The organism is Flavobacterium denitrificans DSM 15936 (assembly GCF_000425445.1).
In the GTDB taxonomy this organism is placed as follows: domain Bacteria; phylum Bacteroidota; class Bacteroidia; order Flavobacteriales; family Flavobacteriaceae; genus Flavobacterium; species Flavobacterium denitrificans.
In genome coordinates this window covers 617,466-639,098 of record NZ_KE384377.1, presented here as the reverse complement: position 1 = coordinate 639,098, position 21,633 = coordinate 617,466, and the positions used below count along the sequence as shown (strand labels likewise).

Annotated in this window: 23 protein-coding genes; 8 read left to right on the top strand and 15 right to left on the bottom strand. The window is 33.0% G+C overall.

From position 1 onward, the window contains the following. Nucleotides 1-153: 153 nt before the first annotated feature. The 3 genes from H600_RS0114735 (at nt 154) to H600_RS0114725 (ending at nt 2,151) form a co-directional block, all read left to right on the top strand. Entirely contained in the window at nt 154-732 is a 579-nt protein-coding gene (locus H600_RS0114735) for a pentapeptide repeat-containing protein (RefSeq protein ID WP_026729509.1), read from the top strand. 67 nt (nt 733-799) lie between these two features. Then, nucleotides 800-1,318 (top strand): helix-turn-helix domain-containing protein, encoded by a 519-nt coding sequence (locus tag H600_RS0114730; protein WP_026729508.1) that lies wholly within the window; start codon nt 800-802, stop codon nt 1,316-1,318. Then, nucleotides 1,315-2,151 (top strand): IS3 family transposase, encoded by an 837-nt coding sequence (locus tag H600_RS0114725; RefSeq protein WP_157509931.1) that lies wholly within the window; start codon nt 1,315-1,317, stop codon nt 2,149-2,151. Before H600_RS0114730 ends, H600_RS0114725 begins: the two co-directional genes overlap by 4 nt. Before the next feature lie 171 nt (nt 2,152-2,322). Here the strand turns inward: H600_RS0114725 and H600_RS0114720 are convergent, their stop codons facing one another. From H600_RS0114720 to glyA, 5 genes are all read right to left on the bottom strand, one after another. Beyond that, nucleotides 2,323-2,844: a hypothetical protein gene (locus H600_RS0114720; protein WP_026729506.1), complete on the bottom strand. Its 522-nt coding sequence runs from the start codon at nt 2,842-2,844 to the stop codon at nt 2,323-2,325. A gap of 59 nt (nt 2,845-2,903) precedes the next feature. Then, on the bottom strand, nt 2,904-3,401 hold the full coding sequence (locus H600_RS0114715) for a GNAT family N-acetyltransferase (protein ID WP_026729505.1): 498 nt from the start codon (nt 3,399-3,401) through the stop codon (nt 2,904-2,906). Nucleotide 3,402: 1 nt separating this feature from the next. Further along, nucleotides 3,403-4,443, bottom strand: coding sequence for a GMP reductase (locus H600_RS0114710; protein WP_026729504.1), 1,041 nt, complete (start codon nt 4,441-4,443; stop codon nt 3,403-3,405). A 240-nt stretch (nt 4,444-4,683) separates the two neighbouring features. After that, nucleotides 4,684-5,277 (bottom strand): MiaE family protein, encoded by a 594-nt coding sequence (locus H600_RS0114705; RefSeq protein WP_026729503.1) that lies wholly within the window; start codon nt 5,275-5,277, stop codon nt 4,684-4,686. A 146-nt stretch (nt 5,278-5,423) separates the two neighbouring features. Continuing rightward, the gene (gene glyA, locus H600_RS0114700) at nt 5,424-6,698 is read right to left on the bottom strand and encodes a serine hydroxymethyltransferase (RefSeq protein ID WP_026729502.1); all 1,275 of its coding nucleotides are present in this window, start codon (nt 6,696-6,698) and stop codon (nt 5,424-5,426) included. A gap of 109 nt (nt 6,699-6,807) precedes the next feature. On the opposite strand from glyA, the gene fahA reads away from it, so the two are divergent. Beyond that, nucleotides 6,808-8,091, top strand: coding sequence for a fumarylacetoacetase (fahA, locus tag H600_RS0114695; protein ID WP_026729501.1), 1,284 nt, complete (start codon nt 6,808-6,810; stop codon nt 8,089-8,091). Nucleotides 8,092-8,539: 448 nt separating this feature from the next. Here the strand turns inward: fahA and H600_RS0114685 are convergent, their stop codons facing one another. Continuing rightward, nucleotides 8,540-9,580: an agmatine deiminase family protein gene (locus H600_RS0114685; protein WP_026729499.1), complete on the bottom strand. Its 1,041-nt coding sequence runs from the start codon at nt 9,578-9,580 to the stop codon at nt 8,540-8,542. A 186-nt stretch (nt 9,581-9,766) separates the two neighbouring features. Between H600_RS0114685 and H600_RS0114680 the strand changes: the two genes are divergently transcribed. Beyond that, nucleotides 9,767-11,287 carry a choice-of-anchor I family protein gene (locus tag H600_RS0114680; protein WP_026729498.1) on the top strand — a complete coding sequence of 507 codons (1,521 nt, stop codon included), beginning with the start codon at nt 9,767-9,769 and terminating at the stop codon, nt 11,285-11,287. Between the two features lie 202 nt (nt 11,288-11,489). Next, complete coding sequence (locus H600_RS0114675) at nt 11,490-12,755, top strand: OmpA family protein (protein ID WP_026729497.1); 1,266 nt, start codon at nt 11,490-11,492, stop codon at nt 12,753-12,755. Nucleotides 12,756-13,051: 296 nt separating this feature from the next. Here H600_RS0114675 and H600_RS0114670 read toward each other — a convergent pair whose 3' ends face one another. The 9 genes from H600_RS0114670 to H600_RS0114625 all read right to left on the bottom strand — a co-directional run bounded on the left by H600_RS0114670 (nt 13,052) and on the right by H600_RS0114625 (nt 19,020). Then, nucleotides 13,052-13,942, bottom strand: coding sequence for a carbon-nitrogen hydrolase (locus H600_RS0114670; RefSeq protein ID WP_026729496.1), 891 nt, complete (start codon nt 13,940-13,942; stop codon nt 13,052-13,054). 174 nt (nt 13,943-14,116) lie between these two features. Then, nucleotides 14,117-14,335 carry a type II toxin-antitoxin system RelE/ParE family toxin gene (locus H600_RS0114665; protein ID WP_026729495.1) on the bottom strand — a complete coding sequence of 73 codons (219 nt, stop codon included), beginning with the start codon at nt 14,333-14,335 and terminating at the stop codon, nt 14,117-14,119. Next, on the bottom strand, nt 14,335-14,580 hold the full coding sequence (locus H600_RS0114660; protein WP_026729494.1) for a hypothetical protein: 246 nt from the start codon (nt 14,578-14,580) through the stop codon (nt 14,335-14,337). The genes H600_RS0114665 and H600_RS0114660 overlap by 1 nt, the downstream gene beginning before the upstream one ends. Before the next feature lie 139 nt (nt 14,581-14,719). Beyond that, nucleotides 14,720-15,133 carry a hypothetical protein gene (locus tag H600_RS0114655; RefSeq protein ID WP_026729493.1) on the bottom strand — a complete coding sequence of 138 codons (414 nt, stop codon included), beginning with the start codon at nt 15,131-15,133 and terminating at the stop codon, nt 14,720-14,722. A gap of 338 nt (nt 15,134-15,471) precedes the next feature. Further along, the gene (locus tag H600_RS0114650; protein WP_026729492.1) at nt 15,472-16,356 is read right to left on the bottom strand and encodes a DUF808 domain-containing protein; all 885 of its coding nucleotides are present in this window, start codon (nt 16,354-16,356) and stop codon (nt 15,472-15,474) included. A 408-nt stretch (nt 16,357-16,764) separates the two neighbouring features. Further along, nucleotides 16,765-17,799, bottom strand: a complete 1,035-nt coding sequence (locus tag H600_RS0114640; protein WP_026729490.1) for a hypothetical protein — start codon at nt 17,797-17,799, stop codon at nt 16,765-16,767. A 23-nt stretch (nt 17,800-17,822) separates the two neighbouring features. Continuing rightward, nucleotides 17,823-18,314: a T9SS type A sorting domain-containing protein gene (locus H600_RS0114635; RefSeq protein WP_026729489.1), complete on the bottom strand. Its 492-nt coding sequence runs from the start codon at nt 18,312-18,314 to the stop codon at nt 17,823-17,825. A 235-nt stretch (nt 18,315-18,549) separates the two neighbouring features. Next, a complete protein-coding gene (locus H600_RS0114630) occupies nt 18,550-18,783 on the bottom strand; it encodes a hypothetical protein (RefSeq protein ID WP_026729488.1) in 234 nt (77 codons plus the stop codon). A gap of 6 nt (nt 18,784-18,789) precedes the next feature. Next, the gene (locus tag H600_RS0114625) at nt 18,790-19,020 is read right to left on the bottom strand and encodes a hypothetical protein (RefSeq protein WP_157509930.1); all 231 of its coding nucleotides are present in this window, start codon (nt 19,018-19,020) and stop codon (nt 18,790-18,792) included. 474 nt (nt 19,021-19,494) lie between these two features. Between H600_RS0114625 and H600_RS0114620 the strand changes: the two genes are divergently transcribed. Both H600_RS0114620 and H600_RS0114615 read left to right on the top strand, forming a co-directional pair. Beyond that, nucleotides 19,495-20,796 carry an IS1595 family transposase gene (locus H600_RS0114620; protein ID WP_245176571.1) on the top strand — a complete coding sequence of 434 codons (1,302 nt, stop codon included), beginning with the start codon at nt 19,495-19,497 and terminating at the stop codon, nt 20,794-20,796. Between the two features lie 44 nt (nt 20,797-20,840). Further along, on the top strand, nt 20,841-21,629 hold the full coding sequence (locus H600_RS0114615) for a hypothetical protein (RefSeq protein ID WP_026729485.1): 789 nt from the start codon (nt 20,841-20,843) through the stop codon (nt 21,627-21,629). Nucleotides 21,630-21,633 lie beyond the last annotated feature (4 nt).

Here is a 21,633-nt window from a genome sequence, read left to right as displayed (position 1 = left end):
AATAAATTGATATGTTTTAGTCAAAATAATAAGTGTAAAGCTACATTATTTTTATACGAAATCAGATGTGTTTTTAAAATGTTTTATGATTTTAGATCGAATATTTTGCCACAAATTATTACCTTTTCAGCCTCAAACAATTATCAAAAAAACTTGAAAAAAGAAAGCGAATATTTTCTTGATAAAGAATACAATACGATTATTTATGCCAAAGACGATCTCAATTTTAAGGATTTTGAATGTTGCGTTTTTAATAATTGTAATTTTTCGGCCTGTACTTTTTTGGCCGTTACTTTTATTGATTGCATTTTTAATGACTGTATTTTTAACGAAGCAAAAATCAACTACGTTGCCTTTAGAACAGCTACTTTTAACCGATGCGAAATTAAAGAGGTGAATTTCGCTATGTGCGATAAACTTATTTTTGAAATTGTTTTCAACGATTGCATTTTAGACTTTTCAAAGTTTTACACTTTAAAATTAAAAGGAACTCCATTTACAAATTGCAGTTTAATTGCCGTAGATTTTATGTCGGCAGATTTAACTAATGTTATTTTTGACAACTGCGATTTATACCGATCTGAGTTCGACAAAGCCATCGCAAATAAAGCTGATTTCAAAACGAGTTACAATTATACTATTGATCCTTCTAAAACTAAATTAAAGAAAGCTGTTTTTTCTTTGAAGGAAGTAAAAGGATTATTGTTTAAACATGATGTGATTGTGAGTTGAATAAAATAAAAAAGCCAGTCAAAATGAACATGCCCCAAAAAGTTAGACACTATTTGGGGCATTTTTTATGAAAAGAAAAACAAAGTATGACTACACATTTAAATTAGAATGTGTAGAGTTGGTTTTAAAGAAGCATTATTCAGCTGAACATGTTTCAAAATTGAAGCAGACTGCAAGATGGAATATTCGTAAGTGGGTCAGTTTTTATAAGGCATATGGTGAAATTGGCTTATTGCCGCGAATTAATCAAAGCCATTCATCGGAATTCAAGTTAAAAGTGTTAAGAAGCATAGAAAAGGAATCTCTTTCCTTGATGCAGGCTGGTATACGATTTAATATTCCCAATATGTCCATAATTTTAAAATGGAAAAAAGATTTTGCTAACTTTGGACTAGCAGGATTAAAACCCAAACAAAAAGGCAGACCCGTATCGATGAGTGACCATAAAGACAAAAAGCGTAAATCAGACAAACCCCTTACAAGAGAGCAGGAACTGCTGAAAGAAAACGAAAGGCTTCGCTGTGAGAATGAACTGCTAAAAAAGCTTCAAGCCTTAATTCAAGCCAGGAAAAATCCAAAGCCATAAACGAGTTAAGGCATAAATATGGTTTGGAATTACTTCTGAACCTAGCAGATATGGCACGCAGCAGTTTTTATTATCATCAAAAACAAAGCAAATCACCTGATAAATACAAAGAAACCAAAGAGCTGATTAAATCCATTTATCAAAAGCATAAAGGGCGTTATGGCTACAGACGGATAACCGATGAGTTGCAAAACAGAGGACTGATTATCAATCATAAGACAGTTCTCAGATTAATGAATCTATTAGGCCTAAAAAGTGTTATTAGAGTAAAAAAGTATAAATCTTATAAAGGTGAAAATGGCAAAATAGCTCCAAATATACTGGAGCGAAATTTTAAAGCACAAGCTCCAAACCAAAAATGGGCAACCGACATAACAGAGTTTAGCGTGGCAGGAAGCAAATTATATCTCTCACCAATAATTGACCTGTTTAATCAGGAAATAATCAGCTATGAACTCACAGAGAGACCAGTGTTTAATCAAGTAGTTACGATGCTGAAAAAAGCTTTTAGAAAAATACCAAATAACACAAATTTAATACTTCATTCAGACCAAGGCTGGCAATATCAAATGAGGCATTACCAGGATTTATTGAAACAAAAAGGAATCAAACAGAGCATGTCAAGAAAAGGAAACTGCTTAGATAATGCAATTATTGAAAACTTTTTTGGAACACTAAAATCTGAAATGTTTTATACACAAAAATTCAACTCAACAGAACAATTAAAAAAGGAAATTGATAAGTATATAATATATTACAATAACGAAAGAATTAAATCAAATTTAAACAAAATGAGCCCGATAAAATATCGAGCTCATTATTATAAAACTTAATTATAAATTTGTCTAAACTTTTGGGTGCAGTCTAAAACTGGCTCTTATTATATTCTTGCTTTGGAAACTATCCAACTATTACATCTCTTTTCATAATAAATAATTTAAAAATTAATTATATAGCAATATTACAGAATATTAATACAGTTTGCAACTTATTATAGTTAAAAATTATACAACTCCTAAATCGTCTCCCGATTTGAATTTCTTGGTTGTAATAACATCTTTAGAATAAAAATCTTTTACAAAAATATCCGTAAAACCAGATAATGAATGCTTTGCAATAACTGTAAGTCTTATATAAGATGAGGCATCGCTCCAATTCATTTCAATATCTTCCACCGTTCTAACCCGCATTGCGTGCAAACTGTTAGTATCACTCTTTTGCTTACATGGGATATAGGAAATAAAATTATCTTTTAAAAGAATATCTTTCCCTTGAATATTCATTCCACCAACACCTCCAACTTGTTTATAAAAAGTAGGCTCAATTCGAACATCAAATATTTCAGAATTTGTTTTATTAACGAATTTAAAAAAGTAATTCGTCTGCTCTTCGAAAGTAACTTTACTTATATATGAAGAAATTTCTATTTTGACTCTTTTCCTATTTAAGAAATACATTAAAAATAGATATGATGAAATCACACCTGTAATGATACTAATTATTATACCCAAAAATACCTCTGCCATTCTTTAGCTAAATTAAAAATGCAAAATCAAAACATTTTTAACAAGATAAAAACTACTTTTTAAATATTTTTCCCCATCACATAATCTTCCATCAAATATCCTTTTCCAATTTCAATATCAACCGTTTCCTTAATTTCGAAACCTAGTTTTTCATAGAAATTCAAAGCCGAATTAAAACGATTTACATTTAATAAAAGTTGGTTTGAATTATTCTCTAAAGCCAGTTTTTCAATCGATTCAAAAACTATTTTACCATAACCTTTTCCTTGCGTTTCTGGCAGAAGATAGATTTTATGAATTTTAGTTATGGCTTCATTTTTATAATTATGTTCAATTCCAATAAAACCAATTACAGATTCTGAATCTGAAATTAAATAAAACAGCTGCTCTTTGTTCTGAATTTGTTTTGATAACGCTTCATCAGAATAAATAAGATCCAGCATATAATCTAATTGTTCTGAAGTCAAAATTTCGCCATAAGTTATTGGCCAAGTTATATGTGCGATTTCTTGAATTTTAGCAATATCTTCAACAAATGCTTCGGTAATCTTAATCATATTATTTTTTAAAAACTTGATTTTCCTGTTCGCTTACGCGTATAAAAGTCGTTCGTTTAGTCAATTCTTTTAATCTTGAAGCTCCTACATAAGTACAGGTACTTCTAATTCCGCCTAAAATATCTAAAACCGTATAAATAACTTCACCTTTAAACGGAACCTGAACTGTTTTTCCTTCACTAGCTCTGTATTCTGCAACACCGCCAGCATGTTTATCCATAGCGGTTTTAGAACTCATTCCGTAAAATTGTTTGAATTTTTCGCCTTTCACTTCGATTAGTTCACCGCCACTTTCGGTATGTCCGGCTAACATTCCGCCTAACATTACAAAATCGGCACCAGCTCCAAAAGCTTTTGCAACATCGCCCGGAGTTGTGCAACCGCCGTCGCTTATAATATGCCCACCTAAACCGTGAGCGGCATCAGCGCATTCTATAATGGCAGATAATTGTGGATAACCAACGCCTGTTTTAACTCGCGTTGTACAAACTGAACCAGGACCAATTCCTACTTTTACAATATCAGCTCCTGCTAATAAAAGTTCTTCGGTCATTTCGCCAGTAACTACATTTCCAGCAATAATTATTTTGTCGGGATATTGCTTTCTTGTTTTCTTTAAAAACTGAACAAAGTGTTCTGAATAACCATTTGCAACATCAATACAAATGAATTTCAGCAATGGATTTGCAGTTATAATTTTTCCGATTTTATCAAAATCTTCTTTTCCTGTTCCTGTGCTTACAGCAATATAATCGTAAATATCTGGAGTGACGTTTTGTAAAAATTTGTTCCATTCTTCTAGAGAATAATGTTTATGAATAGCTGTAAAAAGCTTTTCTTTTGCCAAAACCCGAGCCATTTCAAAAGTTCCAACGGTATCCATATTCGCGCCCATAATTGGAATTCCTGTCCAATTTGAAGTGCTATGCAAAAATTTAAAATTCTGCTCTAATGAAACTTCAGATCTGCTTTTGAGCGTTGATCGTTTTGGTCTAAACATTACATCTTTAAACCCTAATTTTAAGTCCATTTCTATTCTCATCGTTCGAGATTTTGGTTACTCTCAAATGTAAGAATTTCTGATTCTAGATTTCAGATATTAGATTAACAAAAACTTGAACTTTTGAACAATTGTGATACTGATTCGCTTTCGCGAAAACGGTGATCAAAAATAATTTTTGAACATTTGATATACTTTGCGCGGGCTTCTCCCAAAGTCTCGGGACGCTCAGCCTGACAAATGTAAAAACTGAAAACTGAGACTGCGACTGAAAACTAAAAATTATCCATGAATCGTCTCGCCTTTTCCGTAATTGGTAATAATTGATTCTTCGAATGCCAACCATTCTCTCCAGCGTTTTTCAACATCGATTCCTACTCCGTATTTACGTGCGTAAGTGATGAAAGTTGTGTAATGTCCTGCTTCGCTTTCCATTAATTCTCTATAGAAAACTGCTAATTCTTCATCTTGAATATTTTCTGAAAGTACTTTAAACCGTTCGCAACTTCTCGCTTCGATCATTGCAGAAAAAAGAAGCCTTTCTACAAGTCCAGAAACGCGGCTTCCGTCACCACTTCTTTTCATGTATTGATACAATTCGTTTACGTAATCGTCTTTACGCTCACGTCCCAGTTTCAGTCCTCTTTTGATGATGATATTATGCACTTGTTCAAAATGATCCACCTCTTCTTTTACCAAAGCCAATAAATCCTGAACCAAATCCTGATGTTCTGGATTATTTGTAATAATCGTAATCGCATTTGTTGCCGCTTTCTGCTCGCACCAAGCGTGATCTGTTAGAATTTCTTCAATATTTTTCTCAACAATATTTACCCATCTTGGGTCGGTTGGCAATTGTAATCTTAATACTCCCATTTTTTTAAGTCTTAAAGTTTGAAAGTCGAAAGTCATAAAGTAACTAGAAAACTCTAAAAGAAAAATCGAAGATCAAAAACTAAAAATAGAAATTCGCATTCCATTTTAGACTTTCGACCTTCGACTTTATGACTTTTGACTAATTTTTAATATGCAAAAATTGGTCTTTCGCTCATTAATTCGTTTACTTCTTCAGCAACTTCTTCAATAACGTCTTCGTTTGTATGATCAGTAAGAACTTTATCGATTAAAGCTACGATAGTTTCCATATCTTTTTCAACTAAACCACGAGTTGTGATTGCCGCTGTTCCAACACGAATTCCAGACGTGATAAATGGAGATTTATCGTCAAAAGGAACCATGTTTTTGTTTACTGTAATTTCAGCTTTTACTAATGCATTTTCAGCCTCTTTACCAGAAATGTTTTTATTTCTTAAATCAATAAGCATCATGTGGTTGTCAGTTCCGCCAGAGATAATGTTGTAACCTCTTTTTACGAAAGCATCAGCCATTGCATTTGCATTTTTTTGCAATTGCATTGCATAAGTAAAGAACTCATCTTTTAATGCTTCACCAAAAGCAACTGCTTTAGCAGCGATGATGTGCATTAAAGGTCCACCTTGATTTCCAGGGAAAACAGCTAAGTCTAATAATGAAGACATCATTCTGATTTCTCCTTTTGGAGTTGTTAATCCTTGTGGATTTGGGAAATCTTTCCCCATTAAAATAAGACCTCCACGTGGTCCTCTTAATGTTTTATGTGTTGTTGTAGAAACAATATGACAATGTGGAATTGGATCACTTAATAATCCTTTTGCAATAAGACCTGCTGGGTGCGAAATATCAGCAAATAAGATTGCTCCTACACTATCAGCAATTTCTCTGAAACGAGCAAAATCCATATCACGAGAATAAGCCGAAGCTCCAGCGATGATTAATTTTGGTTGTTCTTTAGTTGCAATTTCTTGAATTTTATCATAGTCTAAACGGCCTGTTTCAGCATCTACACCGTAAAAAACCGGACGATATAAACGTCCAGAGAAGTTTACTGGAGAACCGTGAGTCAAGTGACCACCGTGAGATAAATCGAAACCTAAAATAGTATCACCAGGATTCAAACAAGCGTGATAAACGGCTGTATTTGCTTGAGAACCTGAGTGAGGCTGTACGTTTGCATATTCAGCACCAAATAATTCTTTAGCTCTGTCAATTGCAATCTGCTCAATAACGTCAACTACTTCGCAGCCTCCGTAATATCTTTTGCCCGGATAACCTTCAGCATATTTATTGGTTAAAACTGATCCAGCTGCTGCCATTACTTCATCACTTACAAAGTTTTCAGAAGCGATAAGCTCTAGTCCGTGAATTTGTCTTTCTTTTTCCTCTTGGATAAGATCAAAAATTTGTTCGTCGCGTTGCATTTTTTCGTTTTTCGTTAATTTGATGCAAAAATACAAAAAAACGTTTGTCATACAGTTAGATTATGATATATTTGACATGTAATTTTTCAACAAATAATTAACATCTAACATGCCAATAACCGCCAACGATACCAAAAGAAAATCATGGTTAGAAGTGCCAGAAAATAGCGACTTCCCTATTCAAAATATTCCTTTCGGTGTATTTCTTACTAAAGAAAATGTCGTTACTGTAGGAACAAGAATTGGCGATTACGCTATAGATTTAGGGGCTTTACAACAGTTAAACTATTTTGAGGGAATAGATTTGACTGATGATATGTTTATGCAGGACACGCTGAATGATTTTATTTCTGACGGAAAAAAAACATGGCGTTTAGTTCGAAATCGCATCGCCGATATTTTCGACGAAACCAATCCGCAACTTAGAGATTCAACAAAAGATCGCGATATTGTTATTTTTAAAATTGACGATGTTGAGATGCAATTGCCTGTTTTAATTGGTGATTATACTGACTTTTATTCAAGCAGAGAACATGCAACAAACGTTGGGAAAATGTTTCGTGATCCAGAAAATGCCTTATTGCCAAACTGGCTTCATATTCCGGTAGGTTATCACGGCAGAAGCTCTACAATTGTACCATCTGGAATTCCGGTTCACAGACCAATGGGGCAGACATTACCTGCTGATAGCGACTATCCAGTTTTTGGCCCGTCTCGTTTAGTAGATTTCGAATTAGAAACTGCTTTTATTACTACTGATGTAAATGTAATGGGCGAAAACATCTCCACTTTTGAAGCTGAAGATTATATTTTCGGAATGGTTCTATTGAATGATTGGAGCGCACGAGATATCCAGAAATGGGAATATGTGCCACTTGGACCTTTTTTAGCAAAAAACTTCGCTACATCAATTTCTCCATGGATTGTAACTATGGATGCATTGGAGCCTTTTAGAACTAAAGGTCCAAAACAAGATCCAACGCCACTTCCTTATTTACAAACAAAAGGAAAAAAAGCTTTTGATATTCATTTGGAAGTTTCCTTAAAACCTGAAGACAGCGAAGAAACTATTATTTCAAAATCGAATTTCAAATATTTATACTGGTCAATGACCCAGCAATTGGCACATCACACCTCAAATGGTTGTCGTGTAAATTCTGGCGACATGATGGGTTCGGGAACGATTTCAGGACCAACTCCAGACAGTTTTGGTTCAATGCTAGAATTAACTTGGGGCGGAAAAAATCCTTTAAAGTTAAAAGACGGAAGCGAGCGTAAATTTATTGAAGATAATGACACTGTAATCATTCGTGGTTTCTGTGAAAATGCCGAAGTAAGAATTGGTTTTGGAGAAGTTGCAAGTCAGCTTTTGCCTCCATTTATTAGACAATGAAGAGCAGATGCAACATCTGAAGAGATATAGAAATAGAAAAACCTTGGCTCTCGCCAAGGTTTTTTTATGTTTTTTTTGCCACTCCCGATAGCTATCGGGATAAAAGGATTAAAATGAATTTTTACCTGAATGTTTTGAATCTCGCAAAGTCGCCAAGACGCAAAATTTATTTTAGTTGCCTCCAGTTTTAACTGGAGGTGTTTTTAATGCAATAAAAAAGGCTTTAGCCAAAAAAATGAGTTTGGCTAAAGCCTTTTATGCTGACTTTATTTTTCCTCCAGTTAAAACTGGAGACTATTTAATAAATTTAAAAACTTTGCGACTTTGCGACTTTGCGAGATTAAATCTTCGCAAATTCCTTTGACAAAAACTATGCGGGGCTTCGACTTCACTCAGCCTGACAAATACATAAAAAACTTAGCGCCTTCGCGCCTTAGTGGCAAAAAAACTAAGCAGGAATCTGTTGGCTTAAGCAATGCAAAGTTCCGAATCCCCAAATGAAATCAATACAGCTTATCCCGATTACTTCTCTGTCTGTAAAACATTCTGCTAAAATATTTAAAGCTATACGATCATTGCTGTCATTAAATGTTGGAACTAAAACACAATTATTCAAAATCAAGAAATTCGCATAACTTGCCGGCAATCTTAAATCTTCAAAATCAACACGTTTTGGCATTGGCAACGCTACAATTACTGGAGATTTTCCGTTTTCAAGTTTTGCATTTTGAAGACGCTTCAAATTGTCCTGTAAAGGCTTATAATTTGAATCGTTTTTATCAGTTTCTACAATCGTTACAATCGTATCTTCATTTACAAATCGGCATAAATCGTCGATATGGCCGTGTGTGTCATCGCCTTCTATTCCATCTCCTAACCAAATTACATTGGTAACGCCAAGATATTCTTTAAAAACGGCTTCGTAATCTTCTTTTGTAAAACCAGCGTTACGAACCTGAATTGTTGGATGCATTAAACATTCTTCAGAAGTCAATAAAGTTCCTTTTCCGTTTACGTCAATCGCACCTCCTTCAACAATTACAGGTTTTCCTTTGTACATTACCTGCGTTAGCGGAACATCAATAAAATCGGCTACTTTGCCCGGAACAAATTTATCCAACTGATAGTTTTTATACTTTGCCCAACCGTTGAAATTAAAGTTTAAAGCCTCTCTTTTTGATCCATTTTTTACAATAATCGGGCCTGAATCACGCATCCAGCTTCTGTTGGTTTTATGAATGATATAGGAAACATTTTTAATATTAACACGAGCTCTTTCAAGCATATCAGCAACTTTTTCTTTCAGTTTTTCATCGGCTACGACCAAAAAAACAGTTTCAAAAGTGGCTACTTTTTTAATGAATTCTACAAAAGCCCATTGAACAGCTTCGTATTTTCCTGGCCAATCGTTGCCGTTGTGCGGAAAACACAATACAATTCCTTGTTGTTTTTCCCATTCTGCTGGAAATCTTCTATTATTTGTCGACATAAATACGTTCTAATTTAGAAAGCGCAAAGATAAGCATTCGTTAGGACTATAAAACATTTGAATGAAATTCATCTGTTATTTCACAAAAAATATCCTGCAAAATTTAAGTTAAAGATTAAATAATGAAGGCTTAATATTTGACAAAAATCCACGAATTACATTTGCCCAACTAAAAAACTAATAAAAATGAAAAAATTAACTATCTCATTATTAGCCGCTCTTGTATTTATGACAAGCTGTAATAACGATGAAAATTCTAACAACGAACCTGAAGCTGTTGTAAACGAAAACCCTGGAACTTTTAAAGAAATTGGTTCTATCACAATTGGCGGTGAAGCTGCTGCCGAAATTTCAGCTTATTGTGAAAAAACTAAAAGACTTTTTACAGTAAACAATAGTGGAACAAATCAAATTGATGTTATCGATATCTCTGATCCGACAAAACCAATGAAAATCGGCAAAATTGACCTAACACCTTATGAAGGTGCATCGAACAGCGTTTCTGTTTTTGACGGAAAATTGGCTGTTGCTTTAGAATCTACTACCAATAAACAAGGAAACGGAAAAGTTGTTGTTTTCAACACCTCTGATTATAGCTTAATCAAACAAGTTACCGTTGGCGCTTTGCCAGATATGATTACTTTTTCTCCAGACGGAAAATACATCATGACCGCTAATGAAGGCGAACCAAACACAGATTATTCACAAGATCCAAACGGAACTATTTCTATCATAGAAACAAGCACTTATAATGTTACAACTTTAGATTTCAGTTCATTTGCAAGTCAAGCAGAAACGTTGAAAAAAGAGGGATTCAGAATTTCTAAATTTGCTAAAACTAGTTTTGCTCAGGATATTGAACCAGAATACATTACAATTTCTGATGATTCAAAAACGGCTTGGGTAACTTTGCAAGAAAACAATGGTGTTGCAAAAGTAGATTTGACTTCAAAAAAGATCACCGCAATTTATCCCTTAGGATTGAAAGATTACAATACTGCTGAAAATGCAATTGATGTAAGTGATAGTGACAGTAAAATTGCTTTTAATCCTTGGAAAGTAAAAGGACTTTATATGCCAGATGCTATTAGCCATTTTACGGTAAACAATACTCCTTATTTTGTTACGGCAAACGAAGGTGATGCAAGAGAATACACAGCTTATACTGACATTAAGCGAATGAAAAGCATGACATTAGACGCAACGGTTTTTCCAGATGCAGGTACTTTAAAATTAGATGCTAATTTAGGAAGACTAAATCTTGTTGCCGACATGGGAGATACTGACGGAGATGGAGATTTAGACGAAATGGTAAGCTTTGGAGCTCGATCTTTCTCTATTTGGAATGGAAACACTGGAAAAATTGTTTTTGACAGCAAAAATGATGTAGACAAAAAAACAAATCAATTAGGAACTTATGATGATAAAAGAAGTGACGACAAAGGTTCTGAGCCAGAAGCTGTAGTTGCGGCGAAAATGGGAAGCCAAAACATTCTATTTGTTGGCCTAGAAAGATCGGATGCCTTTATGGTTTATGATGCTACAAATCCAGCCTCACCACAATATTTACAAACAGTAAAAACAGGCGATGCACCAGAAGGACTTCTTTTTATTCCTGCTTCTAAAAGCCCAACTAAAAGAAGCTTATTAGTTGTAAGCAGCGAAGGAGATGGAAGTGTAAAAATATATCAGCCAGACTTGAAATAAATCTTATTTTAAAAAGGAAGAAAAGGACAAAATGTAATTTTTGTCCTTTTTTTATGCACATATTTCTGATTTCATTAACGATTTTACATAATAAAAAGCCAAAACATGGGAATTATGTAAGACCAAATAGAACACATTCTAAAACCCACCCTATAATTTTGTCATGAGTTTAATAATAACAACCAATCTAAAATTGAATATCATGAAAAAGAAATTAACTTCTCTGTCCTTTCTAATATTTGCGTTTGCTGCAAGCGCTCAAGATATGTCGACCACTACTACTCCAACTTCTGATCAGCAATTATACAACAAATGGTCTTTAGAACTAAATGGCGGAGTCAACAAACCAACAAGAGCAATGACTCCTGGCTATTCTACTTCAACTTTAAATCCGTTTCACGCCGATTTAGGAGTGAGATATATGTTTAGCCCAAAATTTGGGGTGAAATTAGATGTAGGTTATGACCAATTCACAGAACGTGATGACACACCTGATTTTGAAAGCAGATATGTTAGAGCAAGTATCCAAGGTGTGGTAAACATCGGGCGTGCTTTAAATTTTGAAACTTGGACAAATACTATTGGTGTTTTGGCACATGGAGGTATTGGAGTTTCGCAAATTAGTACTGAAACTGGCCCAGGAGGTCAAGATTATATGGGACACGGAATTCTGGGCTTAACGGGTCAAATAAAATTAAGCAATAGAGTCGCTTTGACTGGTGACCTTACAGGAATTGTTAACGGAAAACAAAACTGGAACTTTGATGGAATGGGAACCACTAGAACGGGCGCCTTTGATGGAGTTTTATTGAATGCTTCTGTTGGTTTGACATTCTATTTAGGTAAAAATGAAAAACATGCCGACTGGGTTGGTGAAGAGGACAGAATCAGTGAATTAGAAAAAAGAGTGGATTTAGTTGAAACTGGCCTTTTAGATACTGATAAAGATGGCGTTGCAGATTTATATGATTTAGAACCAAATTCTATTGCTGGTGTTGCTGTTAACACAAAAGGACAATCTATTGATACCAATCAAAATGGTGTGCCAGATGAGTTAGAAAGCTATTTGGACAAAACTTACGAAAAGAAAGGCGCTGGAAGTGGAAGTCTTACAAACAGTACTGTTGAAGAATTAATCAATGGAGGTTATGTAAATGTTTATTTCGATTTCAATTCGGCTAAACCAACAAACGCTTCATTGTCTGGAGTTGATTTCTTAGTGAAATACTTGAAAAACAATCCAGGGAAATCAGCAGATATTATTGGTTATGCTGACGAAATTGGAAGCTCTAGCTATAATACTGAATTATCAAGAAAAAGAGCTGAAGCTGTGAAAAAAGTAGCAACAAATGCTGGAATCGATGCTTCAAGATTAAATGTAATTGCTAACGGAGAAGATACTTCGGTTAACAAAAACTCTAAAGAAGCACGTCAAATCGTGAGAAGAGTTACTTTCCAAGTGAAGTAATCTACATATAAAGCTAAAACAAGAAAAGAGCTATTCAAAATTGAATAGCTCTTTTTTGCTATAAAAATGCACGGCAAGCTCCAGCGGAGCAAAATATTTATAGAATTTAATTAACGTAAATTGACGAAGCTCTAGAGGAGCGACATTTATTAGACTGCAAAAAAATATCGCTTCGCTGAAGCTTTTTATTCTATGTGTGCTTTCTTTTCTATAAATATTTCGCTTCTCCGAACGAAGCTTACAAAAAAAGAGCTATCTTTTTTTAGACAGCTCTTTTTTATATAATTTAAATCGGATTATTTATCAATCGCTCTTTTTGTAATATCTCCAAAAGCATCAATTCTTCTATCTCTGAAGAATGGCCAGTTTTGGCGAACATTTTCTTGTAAATCTAAATCTACTTCAGCAATCAAAATTTCTTCCTTATCGTGCGAAGCTTGAGCTAAAATTTCTCCTTGTGGTCCTGCAATGAAAGAAGCTCCCCAGAATTGAATTCCTTCTGTTCCCTCAATATATTTCTCAAGACCGATTCTGTTTGCGGCTGCAACGAAAACACCATTTGCTACAGCGTGGCCTTTCATTACATTCATCCAAGCTCCGTATTGATTTTCTCCGTATTGTTCTTTTTCTTTTGGATGCCATCCAATAGCTGTTGGATAAAATAAAACTTCGGCTCCTTTTAAAGCTGTAATACGAGCCGCTTCTGGGTACCATTGATCCCAACAGATTAATGTTCCAACCGTTCCTTTTTTAGTTTCGATTGCCTGAAAACCTAAATCGCCAGGAGTGAAATAGAATTTTTCGTAGAAATGCGGATCGTCTGGAATATGCATTTTACGGTACAAACCAGCTTCAGTTCCATCAGTATCAATAATATAAGCGCTGTTATGGTAAATACCAGCCATTCTTTTTTCAAAGAAAGGAACAATGATCACAACTCCTAATTCTTTCGCCAATTCACTGAAAGCAATAAATGAAGTACTGTACAATGGTTCTGCTAATGCAAAATTATCTACATCTTCGCTTTGACAGAAATAATGACTGCTATATAATTCAGGAAGTAAGATAACTTCAGCACCTTGACTTGCAGCATCTCTTACCCAACTGATACATTTTTTAAGATTATTTTCAGCAACATCATTCAGGTTTAACTGAATTACTGATATTTTATATTTTCTTTTCGGCATGACATAAAATTTAGAGTGCAAAAATAGTAAATTTTGAAGGAATGACAAAGTGAGTTTACTTCACTCAACTAGATGATACAAAAAAAGAGCCTAAAGCTCTTTTTATAATTGTTTAGAAGAATTCCGCTTTGTAGAAAATATTTTAGAAATATAAATTACCTCGTTTTCTACCAATTATAATATCTTGTAATCCTTTACTATTATTCTCCTATATTCTGGCTCAATTTCGTCTTTTTGAAATTGTTCACTAAAACGTATAGCCTTAGTAATATTTAATATTTCACTTTTAATATTATTAGCGCCTTGGACTGATTTCTCTTTATAATAATTAAAAATTGTTCTTAACTGATCTTTAGCAGTATGAGTCCATACTACTTTTAAAAACTTTTCCATTACCAACTCTCAGATTCTTTTTCTAAATCTTCCTGTGAGGTATATTCTCCCTTTTCAATTTCTAATTTAGCATCAGCCAGTTGAGTTTTATACTCATTCCTTGTAATTGGTTTTCCTTCTACTGAAAATGCAACTATATCTTCTTCTTGATAACTCTCAATAACTGCTTTTACAACTTTTAAAAGACGCTCATCAGCCGTGTTTAAATATTCTAACACACTTTCTCTCAACTCTAAGGCTCCCATAACTTTATTCTTTATAAACCAAAGATAATCATTTTGATTCAGTTTCTTTGATCAAAAAAACCATTTTACATCGATTTAAAAAATTAAACTTCTGCAAAATGGCTTATCAACCTAAAAAAATTTCAACTAAGAAAGCGGTTTATTCAATCACAACTTTCTGAGTCAAGAATTCAGTTTCTGATTTTCTGAATTTGATTTCGATTGTTCCTTTTGCAGTTGCTTTGAATTTGTAAACTGTCTTTTTTGGGTCTGGCACTTGTTGTGTACAAACTCCATCTACTGGATATTTTGCTACAACTTGCAATCCTTTAGCTTCGCCGATTGTAGTTTCAGTAATTTTATCAAATTCACCACAAGCATTATCTACTAAATAAGTAACATCATAACTCAATTCGTCGTTTACTTTTCCTGTAGCCGGCCCTTCTATTTTAGTAACAAATGCTGCTTTTGTTTTAACTGCCGATTCTACGTTGTCATCATCGTTATTGCATGAAATTAATGCAGTTGATAAAAATAATACTACTAAAACTGATTTTAATCTAAACCTTTTCATATAAAATAATAATTAATTGTTAATTACTATGAAGATGTGGCATAGTTGCAAAGGTTGCTTATAAAAAATGTTAAATAGTTTCAACTTAATATTAAGCAAGTACAAATCAATCATTTATAGTATGAAAAAATATTTAAAAAATAACGTTATTTCTTACGAAAATAATAACTTCTCGTCTAGCCCCGATCGAAGCGGCATCCTTTTTATCCGCTTTTTTGCGGATGAAAAGATACAGCGGAGAGCGGGACTAAACTTGAACTGAAAATGACATTTCTGCTCAAAAAAAAAAAAACACCAGCCTTTCGACTAGTGTTTTCGCTTATTTTAGAGTCAATTATTTAAACTGATTTCTTTTTGAAAATCTTTTTAAAGATATTTACAACTATCAAAACAGCAGCTCCTAATACCAAACCAACAACAAATTCCTTGATAATATCTGGAAGTTTTATTTGAGGTACATAATGATGGAAAAATGGTATATAATGCACAAAAATACCTCCTGCCACTAAAAGCAGAGCGATAGTCCCAACCACAGTCAAACCTTTGATAACTAAGGGAAGCGCTTTTACCAATAAATTCCCAATAAATCTTGACGGACTTTTTTCACTTTTGCTATATTTTATAAGCTTATAACCTGCTTCATCCATTCTGACTATCAGGGCCACAATTCCATAAACCCCTATTGTTGCAATCAATGCAATAACTGAAGTAACAATAATTTGCTGTGTTAATGGCTCATCAATGACAGTTCCCAATGCAATAATTACAATTTCTATAGATAAAATAAAATCGGTTACGATAGCTGATTTTATTTTTCCTTTTTCCATTTCCAGAATCTGTTCCTCGGTAAATGTCTCATCTGTAATCCCTTCTGATTCTTCGTGTTTATGAGGAAATATAAATTCGTAAATTTTTTCAGCACCTTCATAAGCAAGAAAAAGTCCTCCTAAAACCAAAATTACGATAATAGCAACCGGAAAAAAAGCACTTAACAAAAATGCAATTGGTAGAATAATAATTTTATTCAATAATGAACCTTTACTAATTGCCCACAATACCGGAAGCTCACGAGAGGATGCAAATCCAGAAGCTTTTTCGGCGTTGACCGCTAAGTCGTCACCCAAAATTCCAGCTGTTTTTTTTGCTGCTACTTTGCTCATTACTGCAACATCATCCATAATTGCTGCGATATCATCTAATAAAGCGAAAAAACCTGAACCCATTTTATTTTTATTTTAGTGATGCGAATCTAGACATTTTGCCTTAATCTTCCCAATAATATAGCATCAAAATTTGTGTTTTTATTCGTAATTTTTGTAAACAAGTCCTGTAAAAAAAATCAACTGCATTGACCTAAAAGCACCCATAAAATAATAAAAACTATGATCGTTCCAAAACAACCTCCTCCTAATTTTTTAGCACCATAACCGGCTAACAATCCTCTAAAAATATTGTTCATGATTTTTTAATTTTAATTAATAATTTGCTGATTTTTATTTATTTAAAATTGGATCTTTTTTGAAAATATTATGTTATATGAATTAGATTAAAAGTTTCAGAATTCACGGTAAAAAAAACACCAGCCTTGTGACCGGTGTTTTTCAATGCATCTAAAAAATATTTTCTGCAAATCAATCTGTTGTTAGAATATCTCCCCTGTTTATTAAAAATGCTTTATCTGTAATTCCTTGGCCTGTAGGAGGAGCTGCCGGAGTTTGCCTGTCTAATTGGATATAATTTCCTTTAGAAGTTAAATTTTTTAATCTGCTTAAAATTAAATTAATCTGAGCACTGGAAAGAGCATTATTTCTAAAAGTAACTCCCTCATTATTATTAACAAAAGTCAATAAAGGTACATCTATAGAAGTAAGAACAGGATTGTTTGTAAAATAAAGTTCTATTGATTTTGTTAGCAAAGGAAAAGAAATAGATGTTAAAGAAGAATTTCTTGAAATATTTGTATCACCTGAATAGCTTATTTTCAAAACAGGAAACAAAACTGAACCTAATTTTTCATTTCCCATTATTTTTAAATCCTTATAAATTTCGCTGAGATTACTAAAATTTATAGTTGTCAATTTTAAATTATCACTTACACTGAGGTCTATAATTTTTTTTACCATGCTCAAATCAATAGTAGTCAGATTTGTTGTACCCATAATATAAATATTTTCTGTGTAAGGTCCAAACTCAGATTGTATTTGTGCAGCAGCCTCAGCATCCGTTATATCACCGGTAATGGTTATAGTTGTTTTTCCTTTAGTTGCACTGCTTCCCGCATACAAAGCATAAGGGACACTTAAGAGCTGGCGTGTACCACTAATCGTATAATTAGTTCCTCCGGCTGGATCAATTTCTGTTTTTACAAAATGTGATCCTGCTCCCCAGTTAATTCCCGAAAATGTACCTGTAACTGGAGTTCCTCCTCCAATTTCCATTGTTGCCAATCCGTTGGCGTTTGTTGTTGTAGTTTGAGTTTCTATGTAAGAAGCTGTTCCTGTTGCTGAACCTAATAAAATACTAGTTTTAATGCCAACTAAAGTATTTGTTAGCAATGTTCCATCTGTTTTACGAATCACAGACTGATAACTCATTTTTTGTGGAGCTTGTGCAAGTAAAATTGTAAAAGAACTTAATAATAGTAATACGAGAGTAATTTTTTTCATATATATTTCTACTGTTTTTAATTTTATTTTTTAATAATTTTAAATGTTTTTATCTTTTTCGAATTGTTATTTATTGAGAGAAAATAAACTCCTTTTACTAATCCCTGCATTGAAACTTTTGTTTCGGAAGCGCTTATATTATTGGTTTTTGATACTACTCTTCCGTTTATATCAAATAAATCATAAGACAAGTCTTCAAATTTATTATTGAGTACGATAAAATTTAGTTCATCAACAACCGGATTAGGAAAAGCAGTCATAACTAAACTAATTTCATCGAATTCATCATTTCCTAAAGTCGCAATTTCATAGGCTTGCTGAATACCTTCTTGAGCAGACCCACCGCTACCTTTTAATTGTATAGCAGCAATCTGTCCCACCGAATAACTTGATGACCCACCGGTTCCTGTACCTTTCCCGCCAGTAGCAACAATACTTTCTTGTGAGTATGAATTAGCGGTAAATAAAATGGTTCCAATAATCAATTTTAAAAATTTTCTTTGGCTTCTTTTCATATAAATGATTTAATAGTTTACTCCAAATATAAAATTTTTACTACAGTAAAATAGTATTAAAAAAACAAAAATCTAAAAAAAAACACCAGCCTTTCGACTGATGCCTTTTTAAGAGTAACATAAAAAATTTAGATAATGATATATCCAGTATACCACATTAGATTTACGTTATAATGTACTTTACGATATTAAAAAGCCCACTTCAATGAGGTGGGCTTTTTAATATCTATATAGATTAAAACTTGTCATTTAATCTTTTAATAACTTTTTCAACATTTTCTATATTATTTGCATTTGGTAATTCGATATATGAATTTACAGCATGCATAATATTTCCAATTTCTCCAGATGTTTCTGGACGGGCTAGAAATACAGTTTTTTGCATTATTGAAGCTTTTAAATTTACTAAATCTGTTTTATCTGTCGTAATTATAAGTTCTTGCAATAAAGATATTAGTTTGTTTTTCATAAATATTTATCCCAGATAAGCAGTTAAATCATCATTCCAGCCAACAATTCTTTCAGTAATAACCTCTTTGACACTATCGTTATCAAAATTGTCATTTTTGTGCCAGCGATTTGTCTCAGCATCATAATATGCTATATAGCTAAATGTAAGGTCAGCACCCATGTATGGTCTCCGTATAGAAACAATATAAGTTTTAGAAATAGTTGGTCTATTTTCTGGGTATGATATCCAATTCATAGTTAGTTTTTTAATTATATAAAGATACATATTATGTTTTGAAAGACAATCATATTAAAAAATCCAACTCGAATGAGTTGGATTTTTTTTGTAGCATCATTTTCAACTTTTCAAAAGTTAAATTAAAATTTTGAACAGGTTGTTTAATTCGGAGAATTTAATTTTTCTATTATGTTAGACACATTAAAACAAACATTGGAGTTCTTACACGAACAAATTTCAAAATTTTTAGAACTTTTAAAAAAGTTACTACGAACAATGATATTGCTTTACAGAATTTATAAAGCAATAGACTATTTTAAAAATCTATTGTTCTAAATAATGTTTTCAAAACCATCTGTTACCAGCAGGTGGTTTTTATTTATAAAATTAAACAACATCAAAAGCTTACATCGTGTTCTTTCAAACTTTTAAAATCAAACTCATTTCATTTTTTAATGTTGTTGTATTCGTCATAATTCTAACTCGAAAATTATGATTCCAATTAAATACGACTTTAAATCTTGTTACGACGTATACAATTTCTCACAATTTGACTGCGACGAGGTAGATTCTGAAGATGAACAAGACGATTCAGATTCATTACTCAAATTAATACAATGTAATGATTATAATTATGATTATGATGAACTGGATACATTTGCCAAAACTGTAGAAGATATTATAAACGTCCTACTTATCCAGTACGGCATAGAACCTCCTCAGCCTAAATTTGTTAGATTTCCTGACCCAGTAAAACTGTTAACAACTTGTAAAAGAAAAGTACGAAAAACCTTACCTATTACGCCAGAATTTATTAATTTTAATAAAACAAAAATGGCAAAACATCCTAATACAGAGTTAGATACAGCTCAGATTTTTACTTCAAATATTGACATGTTGATGAAGTTAAATTCCGAAAAAGCATGTCGTAAACATCTAGAAAAATTACGTTGGAATGGAGAACCAATTTGCCCACATTGTGGGAGTCAGCGTGAAGATCATTATCGAATTCTAACAAGAGGCGAGGACAAAGGTCGATATAAGTGTAAAGATTGCAGATTACCATTTAGTGTGACTATTGGAACAATATTTGAAAAATCAACAATCCCATTGCAAAAATGGTTTATGGCTGTCTTCCTATTCGTAACAAATAAGAAAGGTATAAGTTCTCGTCAACTACAAAGCACTATTGGAGTTAGTCAAAAGAGTGCTTGGTTTATGTTAAGTAGACTCAGAAATGCAGTTCATAATAGAGTCGAATTTGAATTTGATGGAATAACACAAGTCGATGAAACTTATGTTGGAGGTAAGAATAAAAATCGAGGTAAAGAAAAAAAGATTGAAAATACTCAAGGACGAAGTCTTAAGACAAAAACTCCAGTATTTGGAATGTTAAATAACGGTCTTGTATATACACAAGTAGTCAAGAATACGAAAGGAAAAACTCTTCAAGCCATAATTGATTCAAAAGTAAAGAAAGGTTCTACAATAGTAAGTGATGGTTGGAGAGGTTATCGTGGATTAGAAAACCGTTATAGTCATGAAGTTATTAAACATAACTTAGGGTTGTTCAAGAAAGGATCATATCACACAAATGGAATTGAAGGATTTTGGGGGCTGTTAAAAAGAGGTATTGTTGGAATGTATCATTATACGAGTGACAAACATTTGCATCGATACTGTGATGAGTTTGCTTATCGATATAATATTCGAACAATGAGTCCGGGCGAACGATTTAATCTTACATTGATTAATTCCGATGAAAGGTTAAGTTATAAAGAGTTGACAGCTTAATAATCAAATATTATGTAATACATATATTACATAATATTTAGCATATGAAAACTTTTAGCGTTAAATCAATTAACAATCAACTAGCAAATGAAACTGGAAATGTCAATTTACCTGTTGAAAATCCTATTAACAAAACAGACGAATATGCAGAAAATCTAGCATCTTCTATTAAATTTCTATCTGTAAAAGGGAATGAGAATTTTTGGGAATACATCAAATCAAATGACCAAAATATCACTGGTGATTGGAATTTTACAAAAGGTATAAAAGTTCAAAAATCATTGGGAGATTATACCTATACGGCTCAATTATTAGAAGGTTTACTTTCATTGCAAGTAAATAGTATTTATGGTCTTATTAGAACACAGTATGAAATGGGTTTGATAAGATTCATTTCTAATGGATTTTCAACTACACTTCAGCCAATATCTCCGACAAAATATAACTATATATTATTACCTGATAAATCTGGAGTAGTTGCATTGACAAATGACTTTATTATTACACCTGTCGGTACTGCTGATAATCCACCAATAATAATACCAAATGGTATATTGACAACCATACTACAAAATGGCGCAATTGAAAGAGATGAAAGTGGCCAACTTTGGGAAACACACAATAATGTACGGTCGAGATTACTTAGTACAGCAAATATTGGAGTCGTAAACAATTCTACAACTACCACTTTATCTAGTGCTACGCTAAATTCTACTTATCCAGAGGCTTTAATTGGTTTTAGAGTGCATTGCTTATTGATTTCTACGGGTAGTTTGATTTATGAAAAAACGAATACAGGTTGGGTTCAATACGCATCGACAGTAGTTGAATAAATAT